Origin of the sequence: Skermanella rosea, from assembly GCF_016806835.2 — a bacterium.
Taxonomy (GTDB): domain Bacteria; phylum Pseudomonadota; class Alphaproteobacteria; order Azospirillales; family Azospirillaceae; genus Skermanella; species Skermanella rosea.
Genome location: NZ_CP086111.1, coordinates 2186516 through 2213107, shown reverse-complemented (window position 1 = coordinate 2213107; position 26592 = coordinate 2186516). Strand labels below are relative to the sequence as shown.

The 26592-nt window shown below is 68.4% G+C and carries 21 protein-coding genes; 11 read left to right on the top strand and 10 right to left on the bottom strand.

The features are described 5' to 3' along the window. Positions 1-10: 10 nt before the first annotated feature. Positions 11-2140 carry a recombinase family protein gene (locus JL101_RS10095; protein WP_228435389.1) on the bottom strand — a complete coding sequence of 710 codons (2130 nt, stop codon included), beginning with the start codon at positions 2138-2140 and terminating at the stop codon, positions 11-13. A gap of 930 nt (positions 2141-3070) precedes the next feature. Here JL101_RS10095 and JL101_RS10090 point away from each other — a divergent pair. Together JL101_RS10090 and JL101_RS10085 are read left to right on the top strand one after the other, a co-directional pair. Continuing rightward, positions 3071-4360, top strand: a complete 1290-nt coding sequence (locus tag JL101_RS10090; RefSeq protein WP_228434914.1) for an IS4 family transposase — start codon at positions 3071-3073, stop codon at positions 4358-4360. Between the two features lie 190 nt (positions 4361-4550). Next, positions 4551-5240 carry a terminase small subunit gene (locus JL101_RS10085; RefSeq protein ID WP_203104208.1) on the top strand — a complete coding sequence of 230 codons (690 nt, stop codon included), beginning with the start codon at positions 4551-4553 and terminating at the stop codon, positions 5238-5240. Here the strand turns inward: JL101_RS10085 and JL101_RS10080 are convergent. Then, positions 5218-6087 carry a pirin family protein gene (locus tag JL101_RS10080; protein WP_203104210.1) on the bottom strand — a complete coding sequence of 290 codons (870 nt, stop codon included), beginning with the start codon at positions 6085-6087 and terminating at the stop codon, positions 5218-5220. The two genes, JL101_RS10085 and JL101_RS10080, sit on opposite strands and share 23 nt — an antisense overlap. An 82-nt stretch (positions 6088-6169) precedes the next feature. Between JL101_RS10080 and JL101_RS10075 the strand changes: the two genes are divergently transcribed. Further along, positions 6170-6706 (top strand): DUF488 domain-containing protein, encoded by a 537-nt coding sequence (locus JL101_RS10075; protein ID WP_203104212.1) that lies wholly within the window; start codon positions 6170-6172, stop codon positions 6704-6706. On the opposite strand, the gene JL101_RS10070 is transcribed toward JL101_RS10075, so the two are convergent. Beyond that, on the bottom strand, positions 6657-7604 hold the full coding sequence (locus JL101_RS10070; RefSeq protein WP_203104214.1) for a LysR substrate-binding domain-containing protein: 948 nt from the start codon (positions 7602-7604) through the stop codon (positions 6657-6659). The genes JL101_RS10075 and JL101_RS10070 overlap by 50 nt on opposite strands. A gap of 107 nt (positions 7605-7711) precedes the next feature. Here JL101_RS10070 and JL101_RS10065 point away from each other — a divergent pair, with 107 nt between their 5' ends. The 6 genes from JL101_RS10065 to JL101_RS10040 all read left to right on the top strand — a co-directional run bounded on the left by JL101_RS10065 (position 7712) and on the right by JL101_RS10040 (position 13364). After that, positions 7712-7879 carry a hypothetical protein gene (locus JL101_RS10065; protein ID WP_203104216.1) on the top strand — a complete coding sequence of 56 codons (168 nt, stop codon included), beginning with the start codon at positions 7712-7714 and terminating at the stop codon, positions 7877-7879. A gap of 65 nt (positions 7880-7944) precedes the next feature. Continuing rightward, positions 7945-9399 (top strand): catalase, encoded by a 1455-nt coding sequence (locus tag JL101_RS10060; RefSeq protein ID WP_203104218.1) that lies wholly within the window; start codon positions 7945-7947, stop codon positions 9397-9399. Positions 9400-9476: 77 nt separating this feature from the next. Beyond that, positions 9477-10172: a 2OG-Fe(II) oxygenase gene (locus tag JL101_RS10055; protein ID WP_323374721.1), complete on the top strand. Its 696-nt coding sequence runs from the start codon at positions 9477-9479 to the stop codon at positions 10170-10172. 53 nt (positions 10173-10225) lie between these two features. Next, positions 10226-11404, top strand: a complete 1179-nt coding sequence (nagA, locus tag JL101_RS10050) for an N-acetylglucosamine-6-phosphate deacetylase (RefSeq protein ID WP_203104223.1) — start codon at positions 10226-10228, stop codon at positions 11402-11404. Between the two features lie 113 nt (positions 11405-11517). Further along, positions 11518-12159 (top strand): NADH-quinone oxidoreductase subunit C, encoded by a 642-nt coding sequence (locus JL101_RS10045; RefSeq protein ID WP_203104226.1) that lies wholly within the window; start codon positions 11518-11520, stop codon positions 12157-12159. Further along, positions 12159-13364, top strand: a complete 1206-nt coding sequence (locus tag JL101_RS10040) for an NADH-quinone oxidoreductase subunit D (protein WP_203104228.1) — start codon at positions 12159-12161, stop codon at positions 13362-13364. Before JL101_RS10045 ends, JL101_RS10040 begins: the two co-directional genes overlap by 1 nt. Here the strand turns inward: JL101_RS10040 and JL101_RS10035 are convergent. The 7 genes from JL101_RS10035 to JL101_RS10005 all read right to left on the bottom strand — a co-directional run bounded on the left by JL101_RS10035 (position 13361) and on the right by JL101_RS10005 (position 23847). After that, a complete protein-coding gene (locus tag JL101_RS10035; RefSeq protein ID WP_203104231.1) occupies positions 13361-14263 on the bottom strand; it encodes a sugar phosphate isomerase/epimerase family protein in 903 nt (300 codons plus the stop codon). The two genes, JL101_RS10040 and JL101_RS10035, sit on opposite strands and share 4 nt — an antisense overlap. Further along, positions 14263-15579, bottom strand: coding sequence for a DUF6005 family protein (locus JL101_RS10030; RefSeq protein WP_203104233.1), 1317 nt, complete (start codon positions 15577-15579; stop codon positions 14263-14265). Before JL101_RS10030 ends, JL101_RS10035 begins: the two co-directional genes overlap by 1 nt. Continuing rightward, positions 15576-16826 (bottom strand): AMP-binding protein, encoded by a 1251-nt coding sequence (locus tag JL101_RS10025; RefSeq protein ID WP_203104235.1) that lies wholly within the window; start codon positions 16824-16826, stop codon positions 15576-15578. The genes JL101_RS10030 and JL101_RS10025 overlap by 4 nt, the downstream gene beginning before the upstream one ends. Before the next feature lie 36 nt (positions 16827-16862). Beyond that, positions 16863-18581 (bottom strand): IucA/IucC family protein, encoded by a 1719-nt coding sequence (locus JL101_RS10020; RefSeq protein ID WP_203104237.1) that lies wholly within the window; start codon positions 18579-18581, stop codon positions 16863-16865. After that, entirely contained in the window at positions 18565-20349 is a 1785-nt protein-coding gene (locus JL101_RS10015) for an IucA/IucC family protein (protein WP_203104240.1), read from the bottom strand. The genes JL101_RS10020 and JL101_RS10015 overlap by 17 nt, the downstream gene beginning before the upstream one ends. 53 nt (positions 20350-20402) lie before the next feature. Beyond that, positions 20403-22655 carry a TonB-dependent receptor gene (locus tag JL101_RS10010; RefSeq protein WP_203104242.1) on the bottom strand — a complete coding sequence of 751 codons (2253 nt, stop codon included), beginning with the start codon at positions 22653-22655 and terminating at the stop codon, positions 20403-20405. Positions 22656-22842: 187 nt separating this feature from the next. After that, complete coding sequence (locus JL101_RS10005) at positions 22843-23847, bottom strand: FecR family protein (RefSeq protein WP_211111320.1); 1005 nt, start codon at positions 23845-23847, stop codon at positions 22843-22845. A gap of 266 nt (positions 23848-24113) precedes the next feature. On the opposite strand from JL101_RS10005, the gene JL101_RS10000 reads away from it, so the two are divergent. Beyond that, the gene (locus tag JL101_RS10000; protein WP_203104248.1) at positions 24114-24629 is read left to right on the top strand and encodes an RNA polymerase sigma factor; all 516 of its coding nucleotides are present in this window, start codon (positions 24114-24116) and stop codon (positions 24627-24629) included. Positions 24630-24754: 125 nt separating this feature from the next. Next, on the top strand, positions 24755-26494 hold the full coding sequence (locus JL101_RS09995; protein WP_203104250.1) for an ABC transporter ATP-binding protein: 1740 nt from the start codon (positions 24755-24757) through the stop codon (positions 26492-26494). Positions 26495-26592 lie beyond the last annotated feature (98 nt).

Here is a 26592-nt window from a genome sequence, read left to right as displayed (position 1 = left end):
GCCTCCGTAATTACATCGGGCCGTCCTCGACAGGGTCGGGCGAGCCCGGGTTCCACATGCGTGGCGTCGCGTGCAAGGTCCGTAGCCGGGCCAGTTCGGCGTCGTCGGCCTGGATCATCCAGACTGACTTGCCCTCCCCGGTGACCAGCCGGCCGGTGATCACGCCCTTGCGAAGCCATGCGTAGAGCGTCGGCTTCGGGATGTCCAGGTGACGGGCCAGGGCCTCCAGCGTCCAATCGTGCGGGGATGCCGTCATGGTGCGCCGGGCCCGCTCGTTGGGCCACCGCTTCAGCCCCTGCCGGTAGAGCAGGCCCCGGACCGTTGCCGCCGAGAAGGGACCGCGGCGTTTGGGCGGGACCCAGCCCTCCGCGTTGAGCGTGTCGGCGATCGCCGGCGCCGTCCGGCCGTCGGCATGCAGGGCGGCGACCCGCTCCAGCAACGCCGGGTAGGTGCTCAGCTGTTCCAGGCGGGCGACCGGCCGGGCCAGCGTGGTGCGGGTGCTGTGGCCGCCGGCCCACCGGCACTCCAGCGTGACGGTCTCGCTGTGGCCCTCCACGCCGACCACCACCCGGTCGAGGATCTGGCGGACGACGGCCTGCCGGTCCGCCATGGTCGTCGTCGGGGCGTGCCAGAGCGCCGGCAGATCCGCGGCCAGGCGGCGGATCTCCGCCTGCTCTTCGCCGCTGAGGACGGCGGGCTGGTGCGCGAGGAAGCGCTCGTACTCGGCCCGCAGGTCGGCCTCGGCCGCCAGCGCCGCCTCCCAGTGCCGTTCCAGCGTGCGGGCGACCAGACGGTTCTCGGGCTCGACCGCGTCGTATTGCCGGAACGCCCGCTTCACCTCGTAGCGCGCCCGCTCGAGCCGCTGCGCCCAGTGCCGCTGCACCGCGGCGCGTTCGGCGGCGAGGTCCTCGGCGGCGCGCAGGCTGACCTCGAGGGCGGCCGGCTCCAGCGCCTGCAGCACCAGGGCCGTGACCGCCTCGTCCACGGTCGCCGCGACCAGGGATTGGCACAGCGGCGCGGCGTAGCTGGATGCCGCCCGGTTGCAGACGTAGCGCGCGGCGTGGCCGTTGCTCCTGTACTGGGTGGTCATCCGCTGGCCGCAGCGGCCGCAGACCACCAGTCCCGACAGCAGCGCGGTCCCGCCGCGGCTCACCCCCGTGGCCTGCGCCATGTTGGCCTCGAGTTGGCGAAGGTTGGCCTCATAGTGCTCCCAAGTGATGTAGGCGGGGAAGCGGTCCTTGAGCAGCACCGCCCAGTCGCCCGGGGCGGCGACCCGGCGGCCGGTCCCGGGCCGCCCGGCCTTCTGGCGGCGCGGATCGGTCGGCCGTCGGCCGTAGGAATAGGCCCCGGCGTAGATCGGGTTGTGGAAGAGGTTGCTCAGCGTGGCCCGGTTCGGGCGGTGCCAGGCGAGCGGCTCGCCGGGCCGTCCCCCGGTCCGGTACGGCAGCTCGATCCCGTGCTCGACCAAGTGGCGCAGGACGCCGCTCAGCGTCCGATGGCGGTCGAACAGGTCGAAGAGCAGGGCGACGACGGCGCGCGCCTGCTCGTCGGGATCCTGAATGACGGTCCCGTCGGGCTGCCGGACATAGCCGCGCGGCAGGCAGAGCTGGAGAGCGCCCCGGTCGGCCTTGGCCTGCTTGCCATGCAGCATGCGCGTCTTCAGGATGTGCAACTCGGCCTCGCTCATGGTGCCCTTGAGGCCCAGCAGGAGGCGGTCGTTGAAATTCTTCGCGTCGTAGATGCCTTCGGCGTCGCCGAGCAACGTCCCGAAGATCGCGCAGATCTCGAGCAACTGGTGCCAGTCGCGGCAGGACCGCGCCAACCGCGACATCTCGATGCCCAGCACGATGCCGACGTGGCCCAGGCCGACCTCGGCCACGAGGTGCTGGAACCCGGGCCGGCCCTCGGCCGAGCTTGCGGATCGGCCGAGGTCATCGTCGATAACGAGGATCTGGCGACGCTGCCATCCCAGGGTCACGGCGCGCTCGACCAGGGCGTATTGCAGGCGAGTGGATTCCTGGTGGCGCTCAACCTGCTGGAGGGTCGATTGGCGGACATAGACGACGGCCGACCGGGTCAAGTGGTCCGCCGTCAGCTTGCCGCCGTCGCGTCCGGCGACCACAGCCGTGATTGTGCTCATGAGGCGCCTCCGTCGACGGTTCGGGCACCGCCAGGGTGCGGCAGGCCATGCCGGCGAGGAGACGGATCAGGTGGGACTTCCGATCCGCCGGAACAGTCTGCCAGATCTCCGGGCTCGCCGGCCTCCGATCGCTCATGGCGACCTGCCAACCATCGTGCCAGCGACAGCAACGCGTCGCAGCCCACTCTGGGCGCCGGGTTCGGAGCAGTCAAACTTACAGAGGTGTTAGGAGTGGCGGGTTGAGCAGCTTTTCCGTACTCTCAAGACGCAGGGGCTGGATATCGAGTCGAGCCAGGTCGAAAGCGCCGACGCCCTTCAGCGGCTGGCTTTCGTCGCCCTGGTCGCCGCCACGCACATCCTGCAACTGCTCGGCGTTCGCGACGGCGTCCTGGTTCGCCCGATCGACGACACTTTCTCCGCACAGCAGGTCAGCGTCCTGATCGCCCTACAACCACGTCTGGAAGGCCGCACCGCCGCCCGCAAAAACCCACATCCGCCCGACACGCTGGCTTGGGCCGCATGGTTTATCGCCCGTTTGGGCGGCTGGGACGGCTATCCCAAATCCAAGCCGGCTGGACCCATCACTTTTGCCAGAGGCTACGCCCGTTTCGCAACAATGTGCGAGGGCGTAGCTCTCCGGCAAAAGATCTGTTGATAGACTAGCCCCCAAGGGGGCGAGGGAGCTTTGCTCGCGGCGACCGCTTTCCATACAGCGCCCCCTCGCCCCCTTTGGGCTAATCTATCAACAGATCTTTTTAGGTGCGGCAGGTTGACTCGGGTTTGTCGCTGTAGTTGCGTAGTTTGGCGGGGATGTGATTCTGTTCGTGACGTTCTCAGGCGGAGGGCGTCACGAATGGACATTCAGGTTGATATCGTCGGCCGTTTCAACGATGAACGGCTGAAAAAAGGGGGCGGCAACTGCTGCAAAGGATGGTCGAGCGCTCGACCGTCCGCATTCGGCGTTTGTCGAACGACCGGATCGAAGAGGCTCGCTTCGGGCGTTGGCTGAACAATGCCAAGGTAAGACTGGTGGAAATGGAATGCACGATCGGCGAGCAGATGCGGGCGCGCGTCGTCGGCCTGCATGTTCTGGCCATCCAGGACACCAGCGAATTGAACTATCAGGCCCATGCCGGACGAACGCGGGGCCTGGGCACCGTGGGCAATGGCCGGGACGCCGGGCTGTTCGTCCATCCGGTGCTGGCGGTCGAGGCCGAAAGCGGAGCTTGTCTGGGACTTGTCGGAGCGCAGGTCTACGCCCGTCATGAAACCGCGGCCAAGCACCGTCGGGCTCTGCCGATCGAGAGCAAGGAATCGATGCGCTGGCTGGAGGGCGCGCAGACAGCCAAGCACTATCTCGATACGGCCCGGCACGTCACGGTCGTCGCCGACCGCGAAAGCGACATCTACGAGGAATGGGAGCGGCTGCCGGAAACGGGTTTCGATCTTCTGACGCGGGCCTGCCGCGACAGGGCGCTGGCCGGAGGCGGCTACTTATACGCCTGGAGCGACGCGCTGGCGGTGGCGGAGCGCTTCACGCTGGACCTTCCCGAACGCCCCGGCAAGCGCTCGGCCCGCACGGCGACCCTGGAACTGCGCTACGGCGCGGTCGCGGTGAAACGGCCCAGGAACGGGACACACCCCGGCGCCGCACCGGCGCTCGCCCTTCGAATGGTCGATGTTCGCGAAGTGGACGCCCCCGCCGGAGAAGACCCGGTACATTGGCGGCTGCTGACGACACATCAGGTCGAGGACACCGCAAAAGCCTTGGAAATCGTGCTTTGGTACCGGCGGCGCTGGACCATCGAGCAGCTTTTCCGTACTCTCAAGACGCAGGGGCTGGATATCGAGTCGAGCCAGGTCGAAAGCGCCGACGCCCTTCAGCGGCTGGCTTTCGTCGCCCTGGTCGCCGCCACGCACATCCTGCAACTGCTCGGCGTTCGCGACGGCGTCCTGGTTCGCCCGATCGACGACACTTTCTCCGCACAGCAGGTCAGCGTCCTGATCGCCCTACAACCACGTCTGGAAGGCCGCACCGCCGCCCGCAAAAACCCACATCCGCCCGACACGCTGGCTTGGGCCGCATGGTTTATCGCCCGTTTGGGCGGCTGGGACGGCTATCCCAAATCCAAGCCGGCTGGACCCATCACTTTTGCCAGAGGCTACGCCCGTTTCGCAACAATGTGCGAGGGCGTAGCTCTCCGGCAAAAGATCTGTTGATAGACTAGCCCCCTTTGGGGGAGAGGGTCGGGGTGAGGGGGTTCAGCGCCACCTCAGCGGGAGCCTCGCGGAGGGGCGGCGTCCCGCCGCCCGCGGTGCGCGGGACGCGCACCCTCCGGATAACTTGAACCTGACTCTAATTCACGCTAATGTTCATGAATTGTTCTCATACGGCCAAGGCGCCCCAGCCATGCTCGACCACCAGCCCCAGACACAGCCACAAGCCGCCTCCGCCCCGCCCGTGATCGTGCTGACGCCCCGCCAGGAAGCCTTCTGCCAAGCCATGGCCTGCAACGTCGGCGCGGCGGAGGCGGCGCGCCGGGCGGGGTACTCGCCCAAGGGTGCCAAACAGCGCGGCGCCGTCCTGATGGGCCTGCCGGAGATCCAGGTCCGCGTGGCCCAGCTCCGAGCCGACCGCCGCGCCGGCCATCAGGCCGACCTGGAGGAGGCGGCCGCCCTGGTCCGGACGATCATGGACGAGGCCCTGGAGCGCAAGAGCCTCGGGCTGAGCCTGCGCGCCGTCGAGCTGTGGCTGAAGCTGCGCGGCGTGGTCCAGGACAGGCGCATCCCGCACCACTTCCTCGGCGACCGGCCGCACCCCGACGCCGACCTGGAGAGCCTGGACTGCGATCCGGACGACGAACCCGCCCAGGCCGCCCCGGACAGGCCCGCGGCCCGTCACCCCGCGCCGGCAAAGCCCTCCCGGCCCGCCGCGACGCGGAATAGTGACCTTTCGGCCCTCCCGATAGTGACCTCCCCCAAGACGGCGGCCCTGTTCGGCTCCACCTCCCTGTCCGTCCCGGTGCCGCCTTTCCAGAAAGCGCCCTTCCGGACCGCCTCTGCCGCCGGCGCGCGGGTCACCGCTCCGGCAGCGGAATGAACTCCGCGTCGTCCGGCACCGCGCCGAAGCGCCCGGCCTTCCAGTCGGCCTTGGCCTGCTCGATGCGGTCCTTCGAGCTGGAGACGAAGTTCCACCAGATATGACGCGGCCCGTCCATGGCCGCCCCGCCCAGCAGCATCAGCCGCGCCGGTTCCAGCGCGGTGACGGTGATCGCGTCGCCGGGGCGGAAGACCAGGAGCTGACCGGGCTCGAACCGGTCGCCCGCGATGTCGATACGTCCCTGGACCACATAGACGGCCCGTTCCTCCTGGTCGGCCGGCAGCGGGATGCTCGCCCCGGCGTCCAGCGCCGCGTCGGCGTAGAAGGTCTCGGTCAGCGTCGCGACCGGCGAGGCGGCGCCGTACATCGCCCCGGCGATCACCCGCACGCGCTTGCCTTCGCCCTCGATCACCGGCAGGTCGTCGACGGGATGGTGGACGAAGGCGGGATCGGTCTCCTCCGCATGGGCGGGAAGGGCGACCCAGGACTGGATGCCGAACAGGCTGAAGCCCCGCGCCCGCAGCTCAGGCGCCGTGCGCTCGGAGTGGGAGATGCCCCTGCCCGCCGTCATCCAGTTCACCGCGCCGGGCCGGATCGGCTGGATCGTGCCCAGGCTGTCGCGGTGCAGGATCTCGCCCTCGAACAGGTAGGTGACGGTCGCCAGCCCGATATGCGGGTGCGGCCTGACGTCCAGGCCGTGGCCGATGATGAACTCCGCCGGCCCCATCTGGTCGAGGAAGACGAACGGGCCGACCATGCGCCGCTTGACCGACGGCAGCGCCCGGCGGACCGCGAACCCGCCGATGTCCCCGGTGCGCGCGACGACGAGTGTTTCCAGAAGATCCATCGTAACCTCCTTGCCCAGCCTCTCCCGACTGTACAGGATCGGCCGGGACGGGATCACCGCAAAGTCGAACGGGAGGAAACCCATGGCCGCAGCGCCAACCACCGGGCCAACCATCTGGACGGTCGGCTACGAGCAGGCCTCGTCGGACGCCCTGCTGGCGGCCTTGGGGCAGGCCGGCGTCAAGGTGCTGATCGACGTGCGCGACCTGCCCCTGTCGCGGCGCGCCGGATTCTCCAAGAGCACGCTGCGCGCCTCGCTCGAAGCGGCCGGAATCGAGTATCTCCACCTCAAGGGGCTGGGCACGCCGAAGGAGGGCAGGCTTGCCGCCCGGCGCGGCGACCACGAGCTGTTCTGGAGGATCGTGGACGAGCGCATGGCGACGCCGGAGGCCGAGTTCGACCTGCTGCGCGCCGCCGACGTCGCGCAGGCGCGTCCCAGCGCCCTGCTCTGCTTCGAGGCCGACCCCGCGGTCTGCCACCGCCAGCGCGTCGCCGACGCCCTGGCCGACCGCTTCGGCTTCCGGATCGAGCACCTCCACCCGACCCATCTCCACCCGACTCCTGTCCCGGCTATCGCTGCGGCGCCGTCAACCCCGGGGGACGCGGCGGGCGGGCGTTGAGGGCGGCATCCGCCAGGCAGTCGGCCAGCCGGTGGAACTGCGCCGCGCGCGGATCGCTGCTCCGCCAAGCCAGCGCGATGGTGCGGCCGGGCGGATCGGGGACGAAGGGACGGTAGGCGACCAAGCCACCCAGCGTATCGTCCTCCCCGGCGGCGAGCGCCGGCATCAGGGTGTAACCGGCCCCGGCGGCGACCATGTGGCGCAGGGTTTCCAGGCTGGTGGCGTGGCGCGCCCGGCCGCCCGGGGAACCGCCGGCGCCGCACACGGCCAGCGCCTGGTCGCGCAGGCAATGCCCCTCCTCCAGCAGCATCAGGTCGTCCGCCGGCAGATCGGCGGCCGTCACCGCCGCGCCGGAACCCAGCCGGTGGCCGGCGGGATGGGCCAGCAGGAAGGGCTCGAAGAACAGCGGCTCCACCGTCACGCCGCGCTCCCGCACCGGCAGGGCCACCAGTACGGCGTCGATCCGCCCGGCGCGCAGGCCCGCCAGAAGCTCCCCGGTCCTGCCCTCCCCCAGGATCAGGTCGAGCCGGGGGAAGCATTCCCGCAGGGGCCGCAGCACATGGGGGAAGAGGTACGGCCCCAGCGTCTGGATGGCGCTGAGGCCGAGCCGCCCGCTCAGCGGCTCGTTCAGGTCGCGCGCCAGCTCGACCAGCCGCTGCGCCTCCTCCAGGACGCGGCGGGCCTGGGCGACCAGGGCGTCGCCGCGCGCCGTCAGCAACACCTTCCGGCCGGCGCGCTCGAACACGGGCGTGCCCAGCAGGTCCTCCAGCTTGCGGATCTGGCCGCTCAGCGCCGGCTGGCTGACGCCGCACTGCTGCGCCGCCTGCCCGAAATGGCGCAGGTCGGCGACCGCGACCAGGTACTCCAGGTCGCGCAGGGACAGGCCGGCGAAGCTCACGGGCGGCGCCCCCGGCGATAGGCTCTGCTTATCGATACAATCCAAACCATCGATTGGTCTTATCACGCCGGGCGGGGCATCGTGAAGCCACAAGGAGACGACGATCGATGAACGGAATTCGGAAAAGCCTTCGCCTGCTGATCGACGAGGTCACCCGTCGCGGCGGGCGCCTCGAGGTCCGGGGCGGCGGCGTGCATGTGCAAGGCGACCTGCCGGACGACCTTCTGCTGAAGGTCCACCGCTATCGCCGCCACATCGCCCGATCGATCCGCTGACCGCCTCCGATCCAGCCCGGCTTCAATCCAGCCTTGCCCATCCCCATCCCGGAGGAGTCGAGTCCATGAGCACGCTCACCACCACGTTCGGCATTCCCGTCGGCGACAACCAGAATTCCCTGACCGCCGGCCCGCGCGGCCCGGTGCTGATCCAGGACTTCCACCTGATCGAGAAGCTGGCCCACTTCAACCGGGAGCGGATCCCCGAGCGCGTCGTCCATGCCAAGGGCGCCGGCGCCTACGGCACCTTCCGGGTGACGCGCGACGTGTCGGCCTGGACCACGGCCGCGTTCCTGAACCGCATCGGCAAGGAGACGGAGGTGTTCCTGCGCTTCTCCACCGTCGGCGGCGAGAAGGGTTCGGCCGACGCCGAGCGCGACCCCCGCGGCTTCGCGCTGAAGTTCTATACCGAGGAAGGCAACTACGACCTGGTCGGCAACAACACGCCGGTCTTCTTCATCCGCGATCCGCTGAAGTTCCCCGACTTCATCCACACGCAGAAACGCGACCCGCTGACCAACCTGAAGAGCCCGACCATGGTCTGGGACTTCTTCTCCCTCTCGCCGGAGACGATGCACCAGCTGACCATCCTGTTCAGCGACCGCGGCACGCCCCGCGGCTACCGCCACATGGACGGCTTCGGCAGCCACACCTTCTCCTGGATCAACGAGGCGGGCGAGCGCTTCTGGGTCAAGTACCACTTCAAGACCGACCAGGGGATCGAGAACTTCACCGCCGACCAGGCGGTCAGGATGGCCGGCGTCGATCCGGACCACGCGACCCGCGACCTGTTCGGCTCCATCCTGGACGGCGACTTCCCGAGCTGGCGGGTCTATGTCCAGATCATGCCGGAAGCCGAGGCCGACGCCTACGCCTTCGACCCGTTCGACCTGACCAAGGTCTGGCGCCACGGCGACTATCCGCTGATCGAGATCGGCCGGCTGGAGCTGAACCGCAACCCGGAGAACTACTTCGCCGAGGTAGAGCAGGCCGCCTTCAGCCCGGCCAACGTGGTCCCCGGCATCGGCTTCAGCCCGGACAGGATGCTCCAGGGCCGGCTGTTCGCCTATGCCGACGCCCACCGCTACCGGCTGGGCGGCAACTACGGCCTGCTGCCGGTCAACCGGCCCCATTCCGCCCCGGTGAGCAACTACCAGCGGGACGGCGCCATGCGGTTCGACGGCAACGGCGGCGGCACGCCGAACTACCAGCCCAACAGCTTCGGCGGGCCGGACGACGACGCCCGCCGCGCCGAGCCGCCGCTGGCGCTCCGGGGCGACGCCGCGCGCTACGACCACCGCGCCGGCAACGACGACTATACCCAGGCCGGCGACCTGTTCCGCCTGATGGACGCGGATGCCCGGGAGCGGCTGATGGACAACATCGCCGGCTCGCTCGGCCAGGCCCCGGCGGCGATCCAACGGCGCCAGCTCGCCCATTTCGAGAAGGCCGACCCGGCCTACGCGGAGGGCGTCGCCCGGCGCCTGCCGACCCAGCCGGCGGCCCTCGCGGCGGAGTAGGCCCGCAAGTTCCGGGTGGCGCTCCCTTCCCGGTTTTGTCATCGATGGCGACGGCATCACCGGGGAGGAACCGCATCGTGAACCTGGATCACCTGGACTGGACCCGGATCGGGACGGACCTCGACGCCTATGGCTGCGCCGCCGTGGGGTCCGTCCTGACGCCCGAGCAGTGCGCCGCGGTCGCGGCGCTCTACGGCCGCGACGAGCCGTTCCGAAGCCGTGTCGTCATGGCGCGGCACGGCTTCGGCCGGGGCGAGTACAAGTATTTCGCCTATCCCCTGCCCGACCCGGTCGCCGGGCTGCGGAACGCGCTTTATCCCCGGCTGGCCGGGATCGCCAACCGCTGGAACGAGGCGCTGGGGATCGGCATCAGGTTCCCCGCCGACCATGCCGAGTTCCTGGAGCGCTGCCACGCCGCCGGCCAGGGCAGGCCGACGCCGCTGCTCCTGAGATACGGCGAGGGCGACTACAACTGCCTGCACCAGGACCTGTACGGGGAGCACGTGTTCCCGCTGCAGGTCGCCTTCTTGCTCTCCGAACCCGGCCGCGACTTCACCGGCGGCGAGTTCGTCCTGACGGAACAGCGCCCCCGCATGCAGTCGCGGGCGGAGGTGGTGCCGCTCGGGCAAGGCGACGGCGTCGTCTTCGCGGTCAACCAGCGGCCCGTCCGGAGCAGCCGCGGCTGGTACCGGGTCGCCCTCCGGCACGGCGTCAGCCGGGTCCGCTCCGGGGAGCGCCACACCCTCGGCATCATCTTCCACGATGCCGCCTGAGGCGCCGGGTGTTATAGGTGCGATCATCGGTCCGGATACGGGGGGCGCTTTCTTTGGTACAGTTTCTGGCCGGGTCCCGGTTGTTCACCGGCGACGCCATCATCGAGGGCCAGGCGATCGCGCTGGACGGCGGGGTGATCGCCGGCCTGGTGGCGGAGGCGGACGTTCCCGCCGGTCCCGCGACCGTCCGGCTGCCGGCCGGCAGCCTGCTTGCCCCGGGCTTCATCGACGTGCAGGCCAACGGAGCCGGCGGCGTGCTGTTCAACGGCGATCCCGGCGAGGAGACCGTCCTCCGGATGGCCGCAGCCCTGCGCCGGTTCGGCTGCACCGGGCTTCTGCCGACCCTGATCACCGACGACCGCTCCCGGATGGCGCCCGCCGCCGAGGCCGTGATCGCCGCGATGCGCCGGCCGGGGAGCGGCATCCTCGGCATCCATTTCGAAGGGCCGTTCATCAGTCCGCACAAGCCGGGCGTCCACGATCCCCGACACATCCGGCACCCCGACGGCGCCGACCTGGATTTCCTCTGCGCCTTGCCGGAGCGGATGCCCCACGGCCGGGTGCTGGTCACCCTGGCCCCGGAGGAGGTCGAGGACCGGACCGTCGCCCGGCTGGCCGGGGCCGGCGTCGTGGTCTCGGCCGGACACACGATCGCAAGTCACGGCCGCACGCTGGACGCCGTCCGGCACGGGCTGACCGGCTTCACCCACCTGTTCAACGCCATGCCGCCCATCGCCGGCCGGGAGCCGGGCGTGGCCGTCGCGGCGCTGGAACGGAACGGCACCTGGTGCGGCATCATCGCGGACGGCATCCATGTCGATCCGGCCACCCTGCGCATGGCGCTGGCCGCCAAGGGACCGGCCGGGCTGTTCCTGGTGACCGACGCCATGCCCCCGGTCGGGACCGACGCGGACGGGTTCGAGTTGTACGGCCGGCGCATCCTCCGCCGGGGCGGAAGGCTGGAGACCGAAGGCGGCACGCTCGCCGGTGCCGACATCGACATGGCCTCGGCCGTCAGGAACTGCGTCGATCTCCTCGGCCTGCCGCTGGAGGAAAGCCTGCGCATGGCGTCGCTCTATCCCGCGACGTTCCTGGGCATGCGGGACCTCCTGGGCCGGCTGGAGGCGGGGTACCGGGCGGACCTCGTCCTGCTCGATGCCGGACTGCGCGTCCTGGACACCTGGATCGGCGGCGTCCGTTCACCGCGCGGACTCCCCCTGGCGGAAGAATAGCCGCCCCTGTCCGAAGGGTGTCTACCCACGAGTCCCCGGGACAATTCTCCCGACGGACTGTTTGTGGCCCGCGTCGGCTCGACCGGAGCCGGCGGCGGGAAAGGACACTTGCGATGAATACGGAAGCGCTTCAGAAGCTCGGAGACCACATCCGGACAAGCCTGCCCGGCGCAGTCCGGTCGGCGGAGGTTCTGCTGAACGAACTGGTCCTCCGGATCGAGCGGAGGGACACCGTCAAGGTCATGACGTTCCTGCGCGACGACGCCATGTGCCAGTTCCAGCAGATGATGGACATCACCGCCGCCGACTATCCCCAGCGCGAAGAGCGGTTCGACGTGGTCTACAACCTGCTCAGCCTGCGCCATAACCAGCGGATCAGGATCAAGCTGAGCACCGACGAGGACTCGGCGGTCCCTTCGATCACCGGCGTCTATACCGTCGCCAACTGGTTCGAGCGGGAGATCTGGGACCTGTTCGGGGTGTTCTTCTCCGACCATCCGGACCTGCGCCGCATCCTGACCGACTACGGCTTCGAGGGGCATCCCATGCGGAAGGACTTCCCCCTGACCGGCTACGTCGAGATGCGCTACGACGACGAACAGAAACGGGTGGTCTACGAACCCGTGAAGCTCCAGCAGGACTTCCGGACCTTCGACTTCCTCAGCCCCTGGGAGGGCATGACCAACGTCATGCTGGCCGGGGACGAGAAAGCCGAGGCGCCGACGGGGCAGGACCAGCCGGGGAGCAACAAGTGATGGCCGTCCAGACAGCGACCAACGCCGCCGAGCCCGGCAAGATCAAGACCTACACCATGAATTTCGGGCCGCAGCATCCGGCGGCCCACGGCGTCCTGCGCCTCATCATGGAAATGGACGGCGAGGTCGTCGAGCGCTGCGACCCGCATATCGGCCTGCTCCACCGCGGGACCGAGAAGTTCATGGAGTACAAGACCTATCTCCAGTCCATCCCCTATTTCGACCGGCTCGACTATGTCTCCCCGATGTGCATGGAGCACACCTACGTGCTCGCCATCGAGAAGCTGCTGCGCATCCAGGCACCGCCGCGGGCCCAGTACATCCGGGTGATGTACGCGGAGATCACCCGCATCCTGAACCACCTGCTGAACATCACCACCTACGCGCTCGACGTCGGCGCCATCACCCCGTCGCTCTGGGGTTTCGAGCAGCGCGAGGAACTGATGGGGTTCTACGAGCGGGTATCCGGCGCCCGGCTCCACGCCAACTATTTCCGCCCGGGCGGCGTCAACCTGGACCTGCCGGCGGGCCTGGCCGACGACATCTGGGCCTATACCGAGCAGTTCCCGAAGTTCGTCGACGACCTGGAGAACCTGCTGACCGAGAACAGGATCTTCAAGCAGCGGACGGTGGACATCGGCATCGTCAGCGAGGCCGAGGCGCTCGACTGGGGCTTCACGGGTCCCTGCCTCCGCGCCTCCGGCGTTCCATGGGATCTGCGCAAGGCCGAGCCCTACGACGTCTACGACAAGATGGACTTCGACGTTCCGGTCGGGCTCACCGGGGACTGCTACGCCCGCTACCTGGTGCGCATGGACGAGATGCGGCAGAGCAACCGAATCATCCGTCAATGCCTGGAGCAACTGCCGGACGGGCCGGTGCGGGTCCAGGACCACAAGGTGTCCCCGCCGCGCCGGGGCGAGATGAAGCGCTCCATGGAGGCGCTTATCCACCACTTCAAGCTCTACACGGAGGGCTTCCACGTCCCGCCCGGGGAAACCTACACGGCGACGGAATCGCCCAAGGGCGAGTTCGGCGTGTTCCTGATCGCGGACGGGACCTACAAGCCCTACCGCTGCAAGATCCGCGGAACCGGCTTCGCCCATCTCCAGGCGATCGACGCCATGGCCAAGGGGCACATGCTGGCCGACGCCGTGGCGATCATCGGCTCCATCGACATCGTGTTCGGCGAGATCGACCGCTAAGGCCGGCCCTCCCCGGCCGCGACCCCGGCGAAACGGTCCGGCGGGGCCGGCCGGCGCGCGGCGGGCGATGCGTCCGGCCTCCGGTGCCGGTCCCGCTCGCCGCCGATGGCGAGACGGTCCCGGCGCAGGGTCTCGTGGCAATCGTTGCCGAACCATTCGAGCGAGGCTTCGGCGTCGGGATCGCCGGAAATCTCGGCCAGGAAGGCGCGGTAATCGATCATGCCGTCGAACAGCGGCACCATCCCGTCGCGCCGCCCCGCCGCGGCATAGACGTTGGCGGGCTCGAACACCGTCAGGTCCGCCCGCGAGCGGATATTCTTCAGGTGGTAATGGCCGATATGGGGGCGCAGCTCCCGGCGGGCCTCGATCGGGTCGTCGCCGCCCTCCCACACGTGCAGCACGTCGAAATTGATCCCCAAGGCGGGATGGTCCACCGCCCGGATCAGGGCGCGCGTCGCCGCCAGACTGTCCGCCAGCGTCCCGGGATGGGTCTCGACCAGGAGCGACAGGCCGTGGGCGGCGGCGTAGTCGCATATCATGCGCAGCCGGTCGGCGATGAAAGCCCGCCGGGCCGTCGGCGTCTCCCGGCTTCCGGTGCCGCCGGCGAAGGTGCGGATCTTACCCGCCCGCCAGCGCTGCGCCAGGCGGCAGAGATCTGCCGTCTTGCGCATCAGGTCGCCCGTGTCCCCGTCGAGCGGCAGGTAGTCGCTCAGCATCGGGACGGACAGGCCGAACCCGGCCAGCCAGGCGGCGTTCCGCCCGGGATCGTGCGCCATGTTCCGGGCGTGGGCGCCCCACAGCTCGATGCCCTCGAAGCCGTTGGCCCGCGCCCAGACCGCCAGGTCCTCCAGCGACAGCAGGTGATGGCGGAACGTGATGGTGCAGAGCGAGATCTTCATCAGGCCACCTCGGCGTCGCGCCGGCGTCGATCGTCGGAAAGTCGGTTCGCCTCGCACCAGGACCGGAAGACGGCACCGAGTGCCGCCTTGACGGCGAATTCGAGCCGGTCCAGCCGGTCCAGCCGCTCGAACATGTCGGCGGCGAGGCCGGTGTCGCCGGTCTCGGCAAGCCGCAGGACGGCGTAGTGCAGCGCCTTGAAACCCTGGATCAGCTCCTCGATCCTGTCGCAATGGACCAGGAACGTCTCGTCGGGCAGGCCGAGGGCGCGCCAGAAGAACGCGAACCCGTGCTCGTAGGCGTATTTCCGGATCGAGATGACCGGCAGTTCCCGCAGCGCCGCCCCGAGGTCCCTCGGCTTCCGGCCGTCCTTTCCCGCGAGGTGCGTCGCCACGATCCGGCGGACCGCGGCGGTCAGCGGATTGGCGTCGGGCTGGAAACAGGCTTCGAAGTAGGCTTTCAGGTCCTCGGCCGCCGGAGCCTGGATCTCCCTCCGGTCGAACGCGAACCCGCCGCCGACCGTCGGCTGGCAGAAGGCATGGACGATCTTCTCTTTCGCGATCTCGCCTTCCCAGCGGAAATCGGGGTCCGAGACGAAGAAGACCTCCGGATCGGCCGACTTCTCCAGCATGAGATAATGGGGAAACGGGTTCTGGTTGAACTTGTTCTCGCGTTCGGGCAGGTGATGGAGATCCACCATCGCCATGACGCTCAGCGTGTCGGACCTGGTCTCGACGAGGTCCAACAGGGTAGTCAGGTTCTCGGACTTGCTCCGGTTCCTGTCGTACCATTCCCGGACCTCCGGCCCGTAGAGGCGCCGGAACCAGTGGCGGAAGAAGTCGTGGCTGACGGATGGGGCGTGGTAGAGCAGCGTCCACTCCTTGCCCGGCGTGCCGTCGCCGATCGCGAAATCGGCGTCCCAGACACCGAAGTAGAACGGCCGGTGGTCGATGCCCGGCGTGCGCTTCAGGGCGTCGCACACGGAACTGACGAAGCAATGCACCTTGATATCGACATACTCCTCGCCGTGGACGCTTCCCGGCGGGGGTTCCGGCGCGGCCGGCGGAGCGGCTTCCTCCTCCGCGAACAGGCCCGCCAGATCCGCGACGGTCGCCAGTTCCCGCGAGGTCATGACATGATCCGGCACGGAGAGGTCGAACGACAGTTCCAACTGGAGGAAGATTTCCATCATGAGGATGGAGTCGATGTAGAGGTCCTCGTTCAGCCGGGCCGAAGGGCCGAACAGATGCAGGTGCTGGTTCTGGAGGTGGTCCCGCAGGACGGTGCGAATGGCCTCGACGACTTCTTCCCGTCTCATCGGCCGGCCCCCGCGTAGGACTCCGCCACCTGGCGCCGGCTGATTTTGCCGTTCGCCATGCGCGGCAGGGCGTCGGCCTGGAAGATCTCGGTCGGCTGCTGGTGGGCCGCCAGATGCTCCCGGCACCAGGCGCGGATGGATTGGTGGGACACCGGCCCGGTGGCGCTGAAGACCAGGCCGACCCGCTCGCCGGCGAAGGGATCCGCCTTCCGGAAGGCGACCGCGTCCGTGACGCCGGGCAGCGCCATCACCACGTCCTCGACATCCTTGGGATAGACGTTCAGGCCCGAGACGTTGATCGTGTCGTCCAGCCGGGAGATGAAGACCAGCATGCCGTCCGGCCTCCGGTAGCCCAGGTCGCGGGTGCGGATCTCCCCGTCGGGACCCTCGACGACGATCTCCTCCGGAGCGTCCGGGCCGGTGCCGGTCCGCAGCCGATGATGCGGGAGCGGCAGGCCCATGTCGTTCGATGAGGTCATGTCGGGATTGACGGCGATGCAGCCGGCCTCGGAGCAGCCGTACTGCTGGTACAGGTGCCGGGTCTTGAGGCGGATCCGCGCGAACCAGGGGTCGGGCAGCAAGGATCCGGAGGTCATGGCGGCGTGGATCTTCCCTCCCTCCGGAAGCAGCTTCGCCAGCGCCTGGAGGATCACCGGGGACGAGTAGAGCAGCGGCCGTTCCAACTCGGCCAGTTTCTTCAATATGTATTTCGGGTTCCCGGTATTCAGGATCAGCGGCTCCGCTCCCCGCCGAAGCCCGACCAGCAGCCCGCAGATCAGCCCGTAGGAATGGGTGGTCGGGCAGGCGATCACCGGGGTCATGCCCTCCGGCTCGCGGAAATGGCCGACATAGCTCTCGATCTCCCGGTCAATGTCGGCCCAGTTCCGGGCGATGTATTTCGGAGCGCCCGTGGTGCCCGAACTCATCTGCACCAGCTGGCCGGTATCCCCGGCCACCGCCTCGGGCGCGATCTCCTCGGGCGTCATGCCGTCGAGGAACAGGAAGCGGCAGCCCCCTTCCCGCGCCATGCGCCGCGCCGCCACGGGCGGGGTGCTGGGATGGAGCGGCAACAGGCTGCCGCCGGCGGCCCGGACGGCGAAGAAGAGGGCCAGCCAGTCGATCGTTTCGCTGAAGCATGCGGCGAACCGGACGCCGGGGCGGCCGGAAAGGCCCGCCTGATCCGCGAACCGCGCCGCCCGGTCCTCGATCTCCGTGCGGCCGTGGACCATGTCGTCGATCCGGATCATGCGGCACCTCGATCGTCCGGAAGGGTCCCTGTCCCTTCAGCCCCGGAAATCCGCGAAGACGTTCGGGACCGGATGGTGAAGTTCTTCCGTTGCATTGAGCAGTTTTCCTCTCATCAGGGACTCGGTGAGTATTTCCCGCGCCGCGTGCCCTATCCGCCGATGGCGTTCCTCCAGGCCCTGCCGCCGGGCGTAGCGCTCGAGGCAGTCATGGGCCTTCCGCCAGAACACCGGTTCGGGCAGGCCGTAATGAAGGTTCAGGAGATGGGATACTTCGGTCAGGTTGTAGATGAACAAGGTGTCCATCACCAGTTCCCGCAGGGCGTCCACCCGATCCGACCAGTAGTACCGGTCGGGGGGAGCGTCGCGGTAGACCGGATCCAGAGCGGCGAAGTCCGGCACGCTCTCCCGGTCCTTCAGGAAGTCGGGGACGTACTCCACGCTCTCGTGGAAGTCGCGCAGGATCAGCCGCTGCGGCCAGCCGTCCCGGTGGACCAGGACCATGTTCTGGCCGTGCGCCTCGACCGCGATGCCGTGGCAGACCAGGAGATGCCAGACCGGCAGGATCGCGGTCTCGAAAAGCCGGTCCAGCCAGGGAAGCAGGCCGAACTTCCCGACCCATTCCGAGATGAAGGGTTCGCCGTCGCTTTCCACGACCATCAGCATGTTGAAGGGAACCGCCGCCTCTCCCGCACCCAGGGTTTCGGCGACGCTGCGCCGCCAGAGCACGGCCAGCTGCCCGGCGAGCGGCCCGTCCCGGTCGGCGATGATGCCGGCATATTCCGTCCGCAGGGTGAACGGGCAGACCTGATCGAAGAACGGGTCGGACTCCACGACGCCGGTCAGCCAGCGGGAGATCGCCGGCCCGGTGCAGACCGAATGGGGCGTGATGATCCGGCGCGAGGCCGTGTTGACGATGTTCATCGCCAGCTTCACGTCCGCCCTGCGGGGATCGTCGACATTCATCAGCGTCCGGACCGACTGGCTGGCGCGATAGCGGTCGCCGAGTGGCCCCAGGACGTGCGCGCGCCCGTCGGCCAACCAGCCTGCCAGTTCGCGGTCGCGGAGAGCGCGCCATTGCCAGGGATGGACGGGCAGGAAGCCGTAGTCGGCAGCACTCCTGCCGGCGGCGGCCCGGCGCGCCTCGAGCTCTTCCCAGATCCTGCCGCCCAGTTCGGCGCGCCAGAACGCCTCCTCGTCGCCGCCCAGGTTCTGGTGCAGGCGGGAGCGCTCGACCAGCAGCCAGACCAGCCTGAAGCTCCGCCCCGCCTCGGGTCCGAAGGCGGCATGATCGTCCTCGTCGAAACCGAGGCGGGCCTTGAAGCAGGGATGATAGGGATGGCCCTCCTCCAACGCGCCTTCCAGGTCCGCGAAGGGCATCCCGCGGCGCGGCGTCCGGGGCAGGTTGGCGTCGTTCCACCGGCACAGCGCCACCGTGCGGTCCAGTTCCGCCAGCAGTGCCACCTTGTACGCAGCGGGCGTCGCCAAGCCTTCGACCAGAGGGCGAGGGTCGGCGGGCACCCACTGCCCGCCCGGCACACGCATCAGGACCGATCCCGGGACGATCCGCAAACGCCCGAACGGTCCGGCGGAGCCGCTGCACCGGAACTGCACGCCGCCCGACTCCCATTCGAGGCCCGGGCTTCCGTCCACCTCGATCGTCCGGGCCTCCAGCACCCGTTCGAACAGCAGCGCGCCGACGAGCTGCCTCAGGACCCGCTCGTCAGCCCGGCCGGGCAGGTCAAGGGGTAAGGGCATGGCGTTCCCTTCCGGAGTCCTCGACCGCCAGCCCGCACAGGGGGTTGGGCAGGTGCGCGTAGAGCGCCGCCTCGTTCGCCGTCCGCAGTTCGTCGATATCGAGCAGCCGAGCGGTGAGGTTGAACTTCGCACCGATCGTCGGGCTGTCGAGCAGGCCGCCGACGAAGGACCGCCCGGCCCACCTCATCTGCGGCGCCAGGAATTCCAGATGCCCGCGCAGGATGCGCAGCAGGTCCTCCTCGTCGATCAGGCCGTCCTTGCCCATGCGGGCGATCACCGAGAAGACCTGGTTGACGATCGCATAGTAGGAGAAGCGCCTGTTGATCTCGTCCTCGTCGTAATAGAGCGACGGCAGGTTGTCGGCCTCCGGGGCATGCCGCCTCAGCGACTCCCGGTACGAGTTGCACAGGTAAAATCCCTGGTTGTCGCGGTAGTGGAAGCGGCTCGGCAGCCCCTCTCCGATGTCCAGCAAGCCGTTCTGCTGATGGGCTTCCAGGGCGATCCCGTGCTCGTCATAGAACCTCACGAGAGGTTCCAGTGCGCAGGCGAGATACCGGCCGAACCAGTGGCGGCACGCTTCCTTCGGCCGCCAGCCGTGCGCCGCCGCGACGCGCCGGACCATCCGCTCCAGCCGCGAGACCTGCCCCGGCAGAGGGTCGGCGGCGAGGGCGGCGATGGCGACGATCCCGTTCTGCCGGCCGCCGGAGAACGGGTTCTCGCGGATGATCACCTCGAACCCGCTCTCGCCGCCGCCCGGCGCCTCCAGCGTGATGTAGGCAGGGTCCAGCAGGAAGCGGAGACGCTGCCCGAGCGAAGGTCCGATGGAGCCGATCAGCTTCGCCATGATGACGCCGGCTTCCAACTCGTGCCGCCGGTTGACCCTTACGGAGTTGGTGATCCGGACCGGCAGCGAGAATTTGAGCATCCACGGGCTGTCGGGGCTGTAGACCGTACGCACCGAAGAGGTGGCCGTGAAGCACGGCCCGCCCTGCCCCAGCGCCCGAAGCACGCCCCGCGCCTGGAGGGCCTGGACGGCAGGATCGAGCAGCAACGCTTCCGCCTGGAGCGGATGCATGGGGATGATCTGCTCGCCTGCGGCAAGATCGAACCGGCCGGCGTCGGTCCCCAGCGCATCGGCGATCATCTCCGGGGCGGTTCGCCGGAAAGCGGAGCGGTGGCTGACATGGTCCGCCGCGACGGCGAAGAGCTGGAGCCGGAACCGCCCGTGCAGTTCCGGAGCGTAGCACGGCTGCTGCCAGGGGGTCATGCCCTGCACGCTCTTGGGCGTCGGGTGAAGCCAGTGGCCGAACACGAGCGACTGCTCCGCGGCGATGAAATCGTCCGCCGCGGCGGGGCAATCCCGGTTCGCATCGAGATAGCAACGCACCGACTGGTAGCTCTGGAGTACCCGGAGCAGGAGTTCCAGCTCGCTGTCCCGGAGATCGGCTGCGCCTTCGGCCCGCACCTGACCGTAGCTTTCCCGTGCCAGCGAGCACAGGGCGGAGAACGGCTCGACCTGCTGCCACACGCTGTCCGCCAGGGACCGGGTCCAGAGCCTGCCGAAGCAGCTCGGCCCGCACAGCGACCGGGTGACGATCTCGCTGCGCAGGACCGCCCGCTGGGAGGTCAGGGTCCACTCGACGCAATCGACCGCCGAGCCGTCCGGCACGGTATGCCGGGCCGATCTGCCGGCATCGATCTCCCGCCAGTAGCAGTTGGCGAAACTCTGGAAGGTGACTTGCTCGGCGATCTGCTGAGTTGAAGGCATGATTTGCCAATCCTGGCGGTGGCATACAAGAAGGCCGTACCGGCGTCCGCGGGTCAGAACTTGGCCGAGGCGCTGATCAGGAAGGACCGGCCCGGCTGGTAGAGCGGCGTGACCGTCCCGAATTCCTGCCCGTAGGTCGCCCGGTCCGCGTAGGTGGCATCGAAGAGGTTGCGGACGTCGAGCCGGAAGCTCAGGTTCGAATACTGGGCCGGCCGGTACTCCGCGAAGACGTTGAACACCTCGTAGCCGTCCAGCGGGCGCTGACCGGCCTGGACCTCGTCGTAGTCCAGCACGATCTCCATATCCGCGCCGACGGTCATGTCCCAGGTCGCGATGGACTGGGCGCCGCCCAGGGTGATGATCTGCCCCATCGGCGTGGCGAGATAGGTCCCGGTGTCCGAATCCGCGGGCTGGCCATCGATGGTGACGTCGATGTCGGCGAACTTGGCACGGACATAGCCTTCGTTCCACGAATAGCCGGCCCCGAGCTCATAGCCCTTCGACTCGACGTCGCGGCTGAGGGTGGCGCTGGCAACCGCGAACCGCGCGGCCCGGGCGTCGTCGATATCGGTCCGGAAGACCCGTCCTTCGACCGTGAACCCCTGGTAGCGGGCCTCCAGGCCGGCTGTCACGTTGTCCGCGGTCGCCGGCTCAGGCCCGGTGCCGTAGCGCCAAGCACTGTTCATGATGAAGTTCTCGGCCAGCGGGATGCCCGCCCAGGAGTGGGAATATCCCGCCTTGGCGGTCAGGAATTCGGGGATCAGGTCGAATTCGCCCGAAGCGTTGTGGCTGATGCCGGAATTGGTCCACTCCTCCCCGGTAGTTCCCTCGAATTTCTGCCGGTCGCCGCGCAGGCCGAAGGACAGGCGCAGGCGCTCCCACGGCTCGACCCGGGCCTGGGCGTAGAGGCCGAAATTGTTCGCCTTCTCGGTGGCGGAGAAGGTCTCGTCCCCGTAGGTGCCCTCGTCCCGGTAGAAGTCCGTGCCGGCCGTGATCGATCCGAAGCCGAAGGAGAACCGGTTCTCGACCTTGCCGTTGAGCGAGTCCGTCTTTCCCTTGCCGGGGAAGCTGCCGGGAACGGTGCTTGGCGGCACCGGACGCAGGAAGATCGGCGTTTCCACGTCGGTGCGGCCATAGGCCATCACCACTTTCGGATCCCAGAGGTCCGTCGGCTGGGTGGTGGTATATGTGAAGACCGTATTCTGCCGATCGAGGGTATAGTCGCGAACCTTCGGTTCCCAGGGCGGGCGCCCCGCGATACCGCCGACATTGGCCCGGAACGGCCGGGCGGCATCGTCGTAGACCCGCTCGTAGCTGATCTGGAACCGGTTGCCGCCGTCGGTCTCGATGGCGGCCTTGCCGAGCCCGCTCACGATGTCGGTCCCGGTGCCGGCCACCTCGTCGCCGTTGCCCGCCTTGAACCTGCCGCCCTTGCCGTAGTTGACGTATCCGAGGGCTTCCAGCCCCTGTTGCATCCCGTAACCGGCCAGGTTGGTCGTCAGGACCGGCCCGTTGGTGTTGAGAGTCGACTTGACAAAGGCCCCGACACCATCCTCGGACAGGAAGTCGCGCGCGTCCTTCGTCTCATAGGCGATGGCCCCCGCCAGCGCACCGGGCCCCGCATCGGCCGGCGCCACGCCCGCGTCGACCCGGACGACCTTCAGGAAGCTTGGGTCGATCAGGGTCGTGCCGTTGTGGTGGAACACCTTGTTGTTCTGGCGGCTGCCGTCGATGCTGACGGCGAGGTTGGTCTCCTCGACGCCGTTGACATAGACCTTCTGGGACATCGGCACGGAACTGCCGACCCGGATGCCGGGTTCCCCGGCGAAAACCTGCTGGAGGCTCGTGGGATTCCTCCGCTCCAGGTCCTGCGCGGTGATCGTAGTCCGGCCGACTCCCCAGCCGCCGGTTGAACCGGAGACGGTGACCGGGTCGAGCATCAAGGCTCCCGCCGGTATCGCCGCCCCTTCCGCACTCGCCTGGGCCGGTGCCTGCGTCGAGACCAGGGAGGCTGTCGCCGATCCGGCCATTCGGAACCCCACTCCCGTCCCGGCCAGCAGCGTTTCCAGGGCCTGGGCGGGCGGCATGGCGCCGACGACGGGCCGGGACGTGCGGCCGGCAGCCAGGGCGCTGGGATAACCGACCTGCCAGCCGGTCTGGCGGATGAAGCTGTCCAGCGCCGCCTGGAGCGGCTGCGCCGGGATCGCGAAGTCGACGGGGCCGACCGCGGTGCCGGCCGGCGCCTGCTGCTGGGCCGAGGCGGCCGAGGGGATCGTCAGGGCACAACCCAGGGCCGTCGATGCCATCAGGGCCAGGATCAGATGCCGGGCGGCCTTCTCACTTACGCGCGTCGAAACTTCAGGTGCTACACCCGTCCGGCAATCCATTCCCTGCAACTCCCGTCTTATGCTGGCGTCGGGGAGCGGTCGCACGCGGCTGTGCGCCTCCCCATCCAGCCAGACGTCCGGAGCGGGCGGGTCTCACAAAAAAAGATCAGGCGAGGATGACGACCCCTCCGGGCAGGACGGTCAGGCTCGCGCCCGCGACCCCGGCGAGCGACCGGAGCACGCCGACCGGGTCGTCCAGCCGGTAATTCCCGCTCACCAGTTCTTCGTCGATCCGGGGGGCGAGCACCAGGATCGTTCCCGCGTAGTAGCGGCGCAGGTTGTCGATCACCTCGCCGAGCGGTTGCTCGTGGAAAACATAGCGGCCCTCGCGCCAAGCGAGCGCCACGGCCGGATCCATCCGGACGGCGGCGGACAGCCCGCCTTCCGTGGCCGTCACCCTTTCGCCGGGCTCGAGAATCAGGGGCAGCCCGGCACCGCCCGGCCCGCCGACGGCGATCCGGCCCTTCTCCAGGAAGATCGCATCCTCCACCCCGTCGGAATGAACGGCGAAGGCGGTTCCGGTGACCTCGACGGTGCTGAAACTGCCGGTCACGCGAAACGGCCTCGCCCGGTCGGGGACTACGTCGAAGAACGCGTCCCCCTGCAACAGGCGGACGTTTCGCCGTCCCTCGCCGAAATCGAGCGCCACGGCGGAAGCGGAGTCGAGCAGGAGGCGCGAACCGTCGGGCAGAGCAACCTCCCGCCGGTCGCCGGCATCAGTCAGGTAGTCGGCGTTCCATCGCAGCATCATGGCGGGCAGCCGGTGGAAGCCGGCCGCCAGGATCACCGACGCCGCCGCGAGCGAGGCCCACCACAGGCTTCGCGACGGCTTCCGGGCCGGACGGGTCCGGAGCGCGGACGCCTCGGGACTGGCAAGTGTCGCGGAGCGCAGTTCCGGCATTCCACCGACGCCCGCGACGAAGTCGAAGGCGGGACCATGACGGGGATCGCTGCGGCGCCATTCATCATAGGCCGCCAGGGTCTCCGGATCGGCGGTTCCGTCCTGAAGCGCCACGAACCAGGAAAGTGCCGCGTCGGTGATCGAATCGGGGTGACGGTAGTTTCCGGCACTACCCGGACGGTCCGCTTCTCTCTGCTCCACTCGGGTCATCCACCGTTCCATTTCCGGGTATGTATATAGCTTAGACGTCCCTGGGGATGCACAACACATTATGCGGAGGAGATTTCTGCACGGAGGCTGCGGGCTCGCCCGCCCTGATAATGCGAATAATTATCAGTTGCAGAGGGTCGGTAATTCTGGCAAGGCTTCGCGGCAACGATCCCACAGGCCCCCGGGAACGAACAGTCCCGGGACAGGCAGGCAAATCTCCCGCCGCGACGCGAAAGGTGCGCCTGCAACGCATGATAAGGCTGACCATGCCCGCAAGTTTGAACGCCATCTATCTCGATCATCGCCATTCCCTCCTCGGGCGCGCCATGAGGGTCGTGCGAAATCTCCACACGGCCGAGGACGTGCTTCAGGAAAGCTATCTGCGGGCCCACAAGGCGGCGGAGAGCGGGTCGATCGACAATGTTGGCGCGTTCCTGCATCGTACGGTCCAGAACTTGGCGCTCGATCACTTGAGACGGCGAAAGACGCGGGAGCGGTTCGAGATCTGTCCGCCCGAAACGTTCGATGCGCTGGAGATCGCCTCCGAAACCCCCTCGGCCGAGGACCATCTGCTCCACCGGGAGCGCCTGAACAACTTCAAGGGCGCACTCGCGACGCTTCCGGAGCGGGCTCGCAAGGTGTGGGTCCTCAATCGGGTCGAGGGCTGGTCCTATCCGAAGATCGCCGACCATCTCGGCATTTCCCAGGGTACCGTCTTCAACGACATGAAGCTGGCGATGGGCCACTTCCTCGACACGATCTCCCGCGCCGAACGGGATTGAGCCGACTGCGCAGGCCGGAGCCGGGTCGTTTTAGAAGGTTCCGACGCGTCGAACGTCTTAGGATCGGAGCCGCATGCCGCGGCTGCCATGTTCGTGGCCGTTGTCCGGCAGAATTCTTGGGGCCCATGGTGTTGAAGGACTTCTTTAGTTATTACGGCCCGCACCGCCGGCTGTTCCTGGTGGATTTCGGCGGGGCGATCCTGTCCGGCCTGCTCTCCCTGGGCTTTCCCTTCGCGGTGACGGCTTATGTGGACCACCTGCTGCCCAAGGGCGACTGGGAGCTGATCCTGCTGGCGAGCGTCGGCCTGCTGGCGGTCTACCTGGTGAACACGGGCCTGATCGCCGTCGTGACCTACTGGGGCCACGTGCTGGGCATCAGCATCGAGACCGAGATGCGCCGCCGCGCCTTCGACCACCTGCAACGGCTGCCGCTGCGATTCTTCGACCAGAACAAGACCGGGCACCTCGTAGCCCGCCTCACCAAGGATCTGGAGGAGATCGGCGAACTGGCCCACCACGGGCCGGAGGACCTGTTCATCGCCGTGATGACCTTCCTCGGCGCCCTGGCGCTGATGATGTCGGTGCATGTGCAGCTGGCGCTGATCACGCTCCTGATCGTGCCGGTGGTCATGGTAATCGTGCTGCGGTTCGGACGGGACATGACGGCCAACTGGCATGCCCAGTTCGACCGCGTCGGCGCGTTCAACGCCAGGATCGAGGAGGTCGTCGGCGGAGCGCGGGTCGTCCGCGCGTTCGCCAACGAGGCCCACGAACGGGCCATGTTCGCCAAGGACAACGGCCAGTACAGGCAAGCCAAGCTCAACGGCTACCGTATCATGGCCTATAGCCTGGGACTGAACTACCTGGGCATGCGGCTGGTCCAGGTCGTCGTGCTGGTAGCCGGGACTTGGTTCGTCCATGCCGGGAGCCTGAGCATCGGCGAGTTCGTGGGCTTCCTGCTGCTGATCAACGTCTTCTACCAGCCGCTGGAGCGGATCGCGGCGGTGATCGAGAACTATCCCAAGGGAATAGCCGGGTTCCGCCGCTACCAGGAGTTCCTGGCCACCGAACCCGAGATCACCGACCGTCCCGGCGCCGTCGCGGCACCGGCGTTCAAGGGAGCCGTCGCCTTCGAGGGCGTGCGCTTCGGCTATGATCCGGCCCGGCCGGTCCTCGACGGCGTTTCGCTGTCGGTCCGCGCCGGCGAAACCGTCGCGTTCGTCGGACCTTCCGGGGCGGGCAAGAGCACCCTGCTGTCGCTCCTGCCGCGCTTCTACGAGGTCGACAGGGGGCGGATCACGATCGACGGCCACGATATCCGCGACCTGACTCTGGCGTCCCTGCGCCAGCAGATCGGCATCGTGCAGCAGGACGTCTTCCTGTTCGCCGGCACCCTGCGCGACAACATCGCCTATGGCAGGCTGGACGCGACGGAAAGCGAGATCCTGGAGGCCGCCCATCGCGCCCGGCTGGACGGATTGCTCGCCGACTGCCCCGACGGCCTGGACACGATCGTGGGCGAGCGTGGCGTGAAGCTTTCGGGCGGACAGAAGCAGCGCGTCGCGATCGCCCGCATCTTCCTGAAGAATCCCCCGATCCTGATCCTGGACGAGGCGACCTCCGCCCTGGATACCGAGACCGAGCGGGCGATCCAGGCATCCCTGCAGGAACTGGCCCGCGGCCGCACCTCGCTGATCATCGCCCATCGTCTGGCCACGATCCGCGACGCCGACCGGATCGTCGTCATCAACGGCGGCGGGATCGCGGCGGAGGGGGCACACGAAAGCCTGATCCGGGCCGGCGGCCTTTACCAACGACTGCACGAAGCGCAGGATCTGGCCTTGCCGAACCGGACGACCGCGTAAGCTTCAAAGAACAGCCGAACGCGTCAGGAGCCATGCACCGTCCCAAGGACCAGGACCTTCGGCAAACCCGGGGCGGTCGTCCACTCGTGAAACAGGTC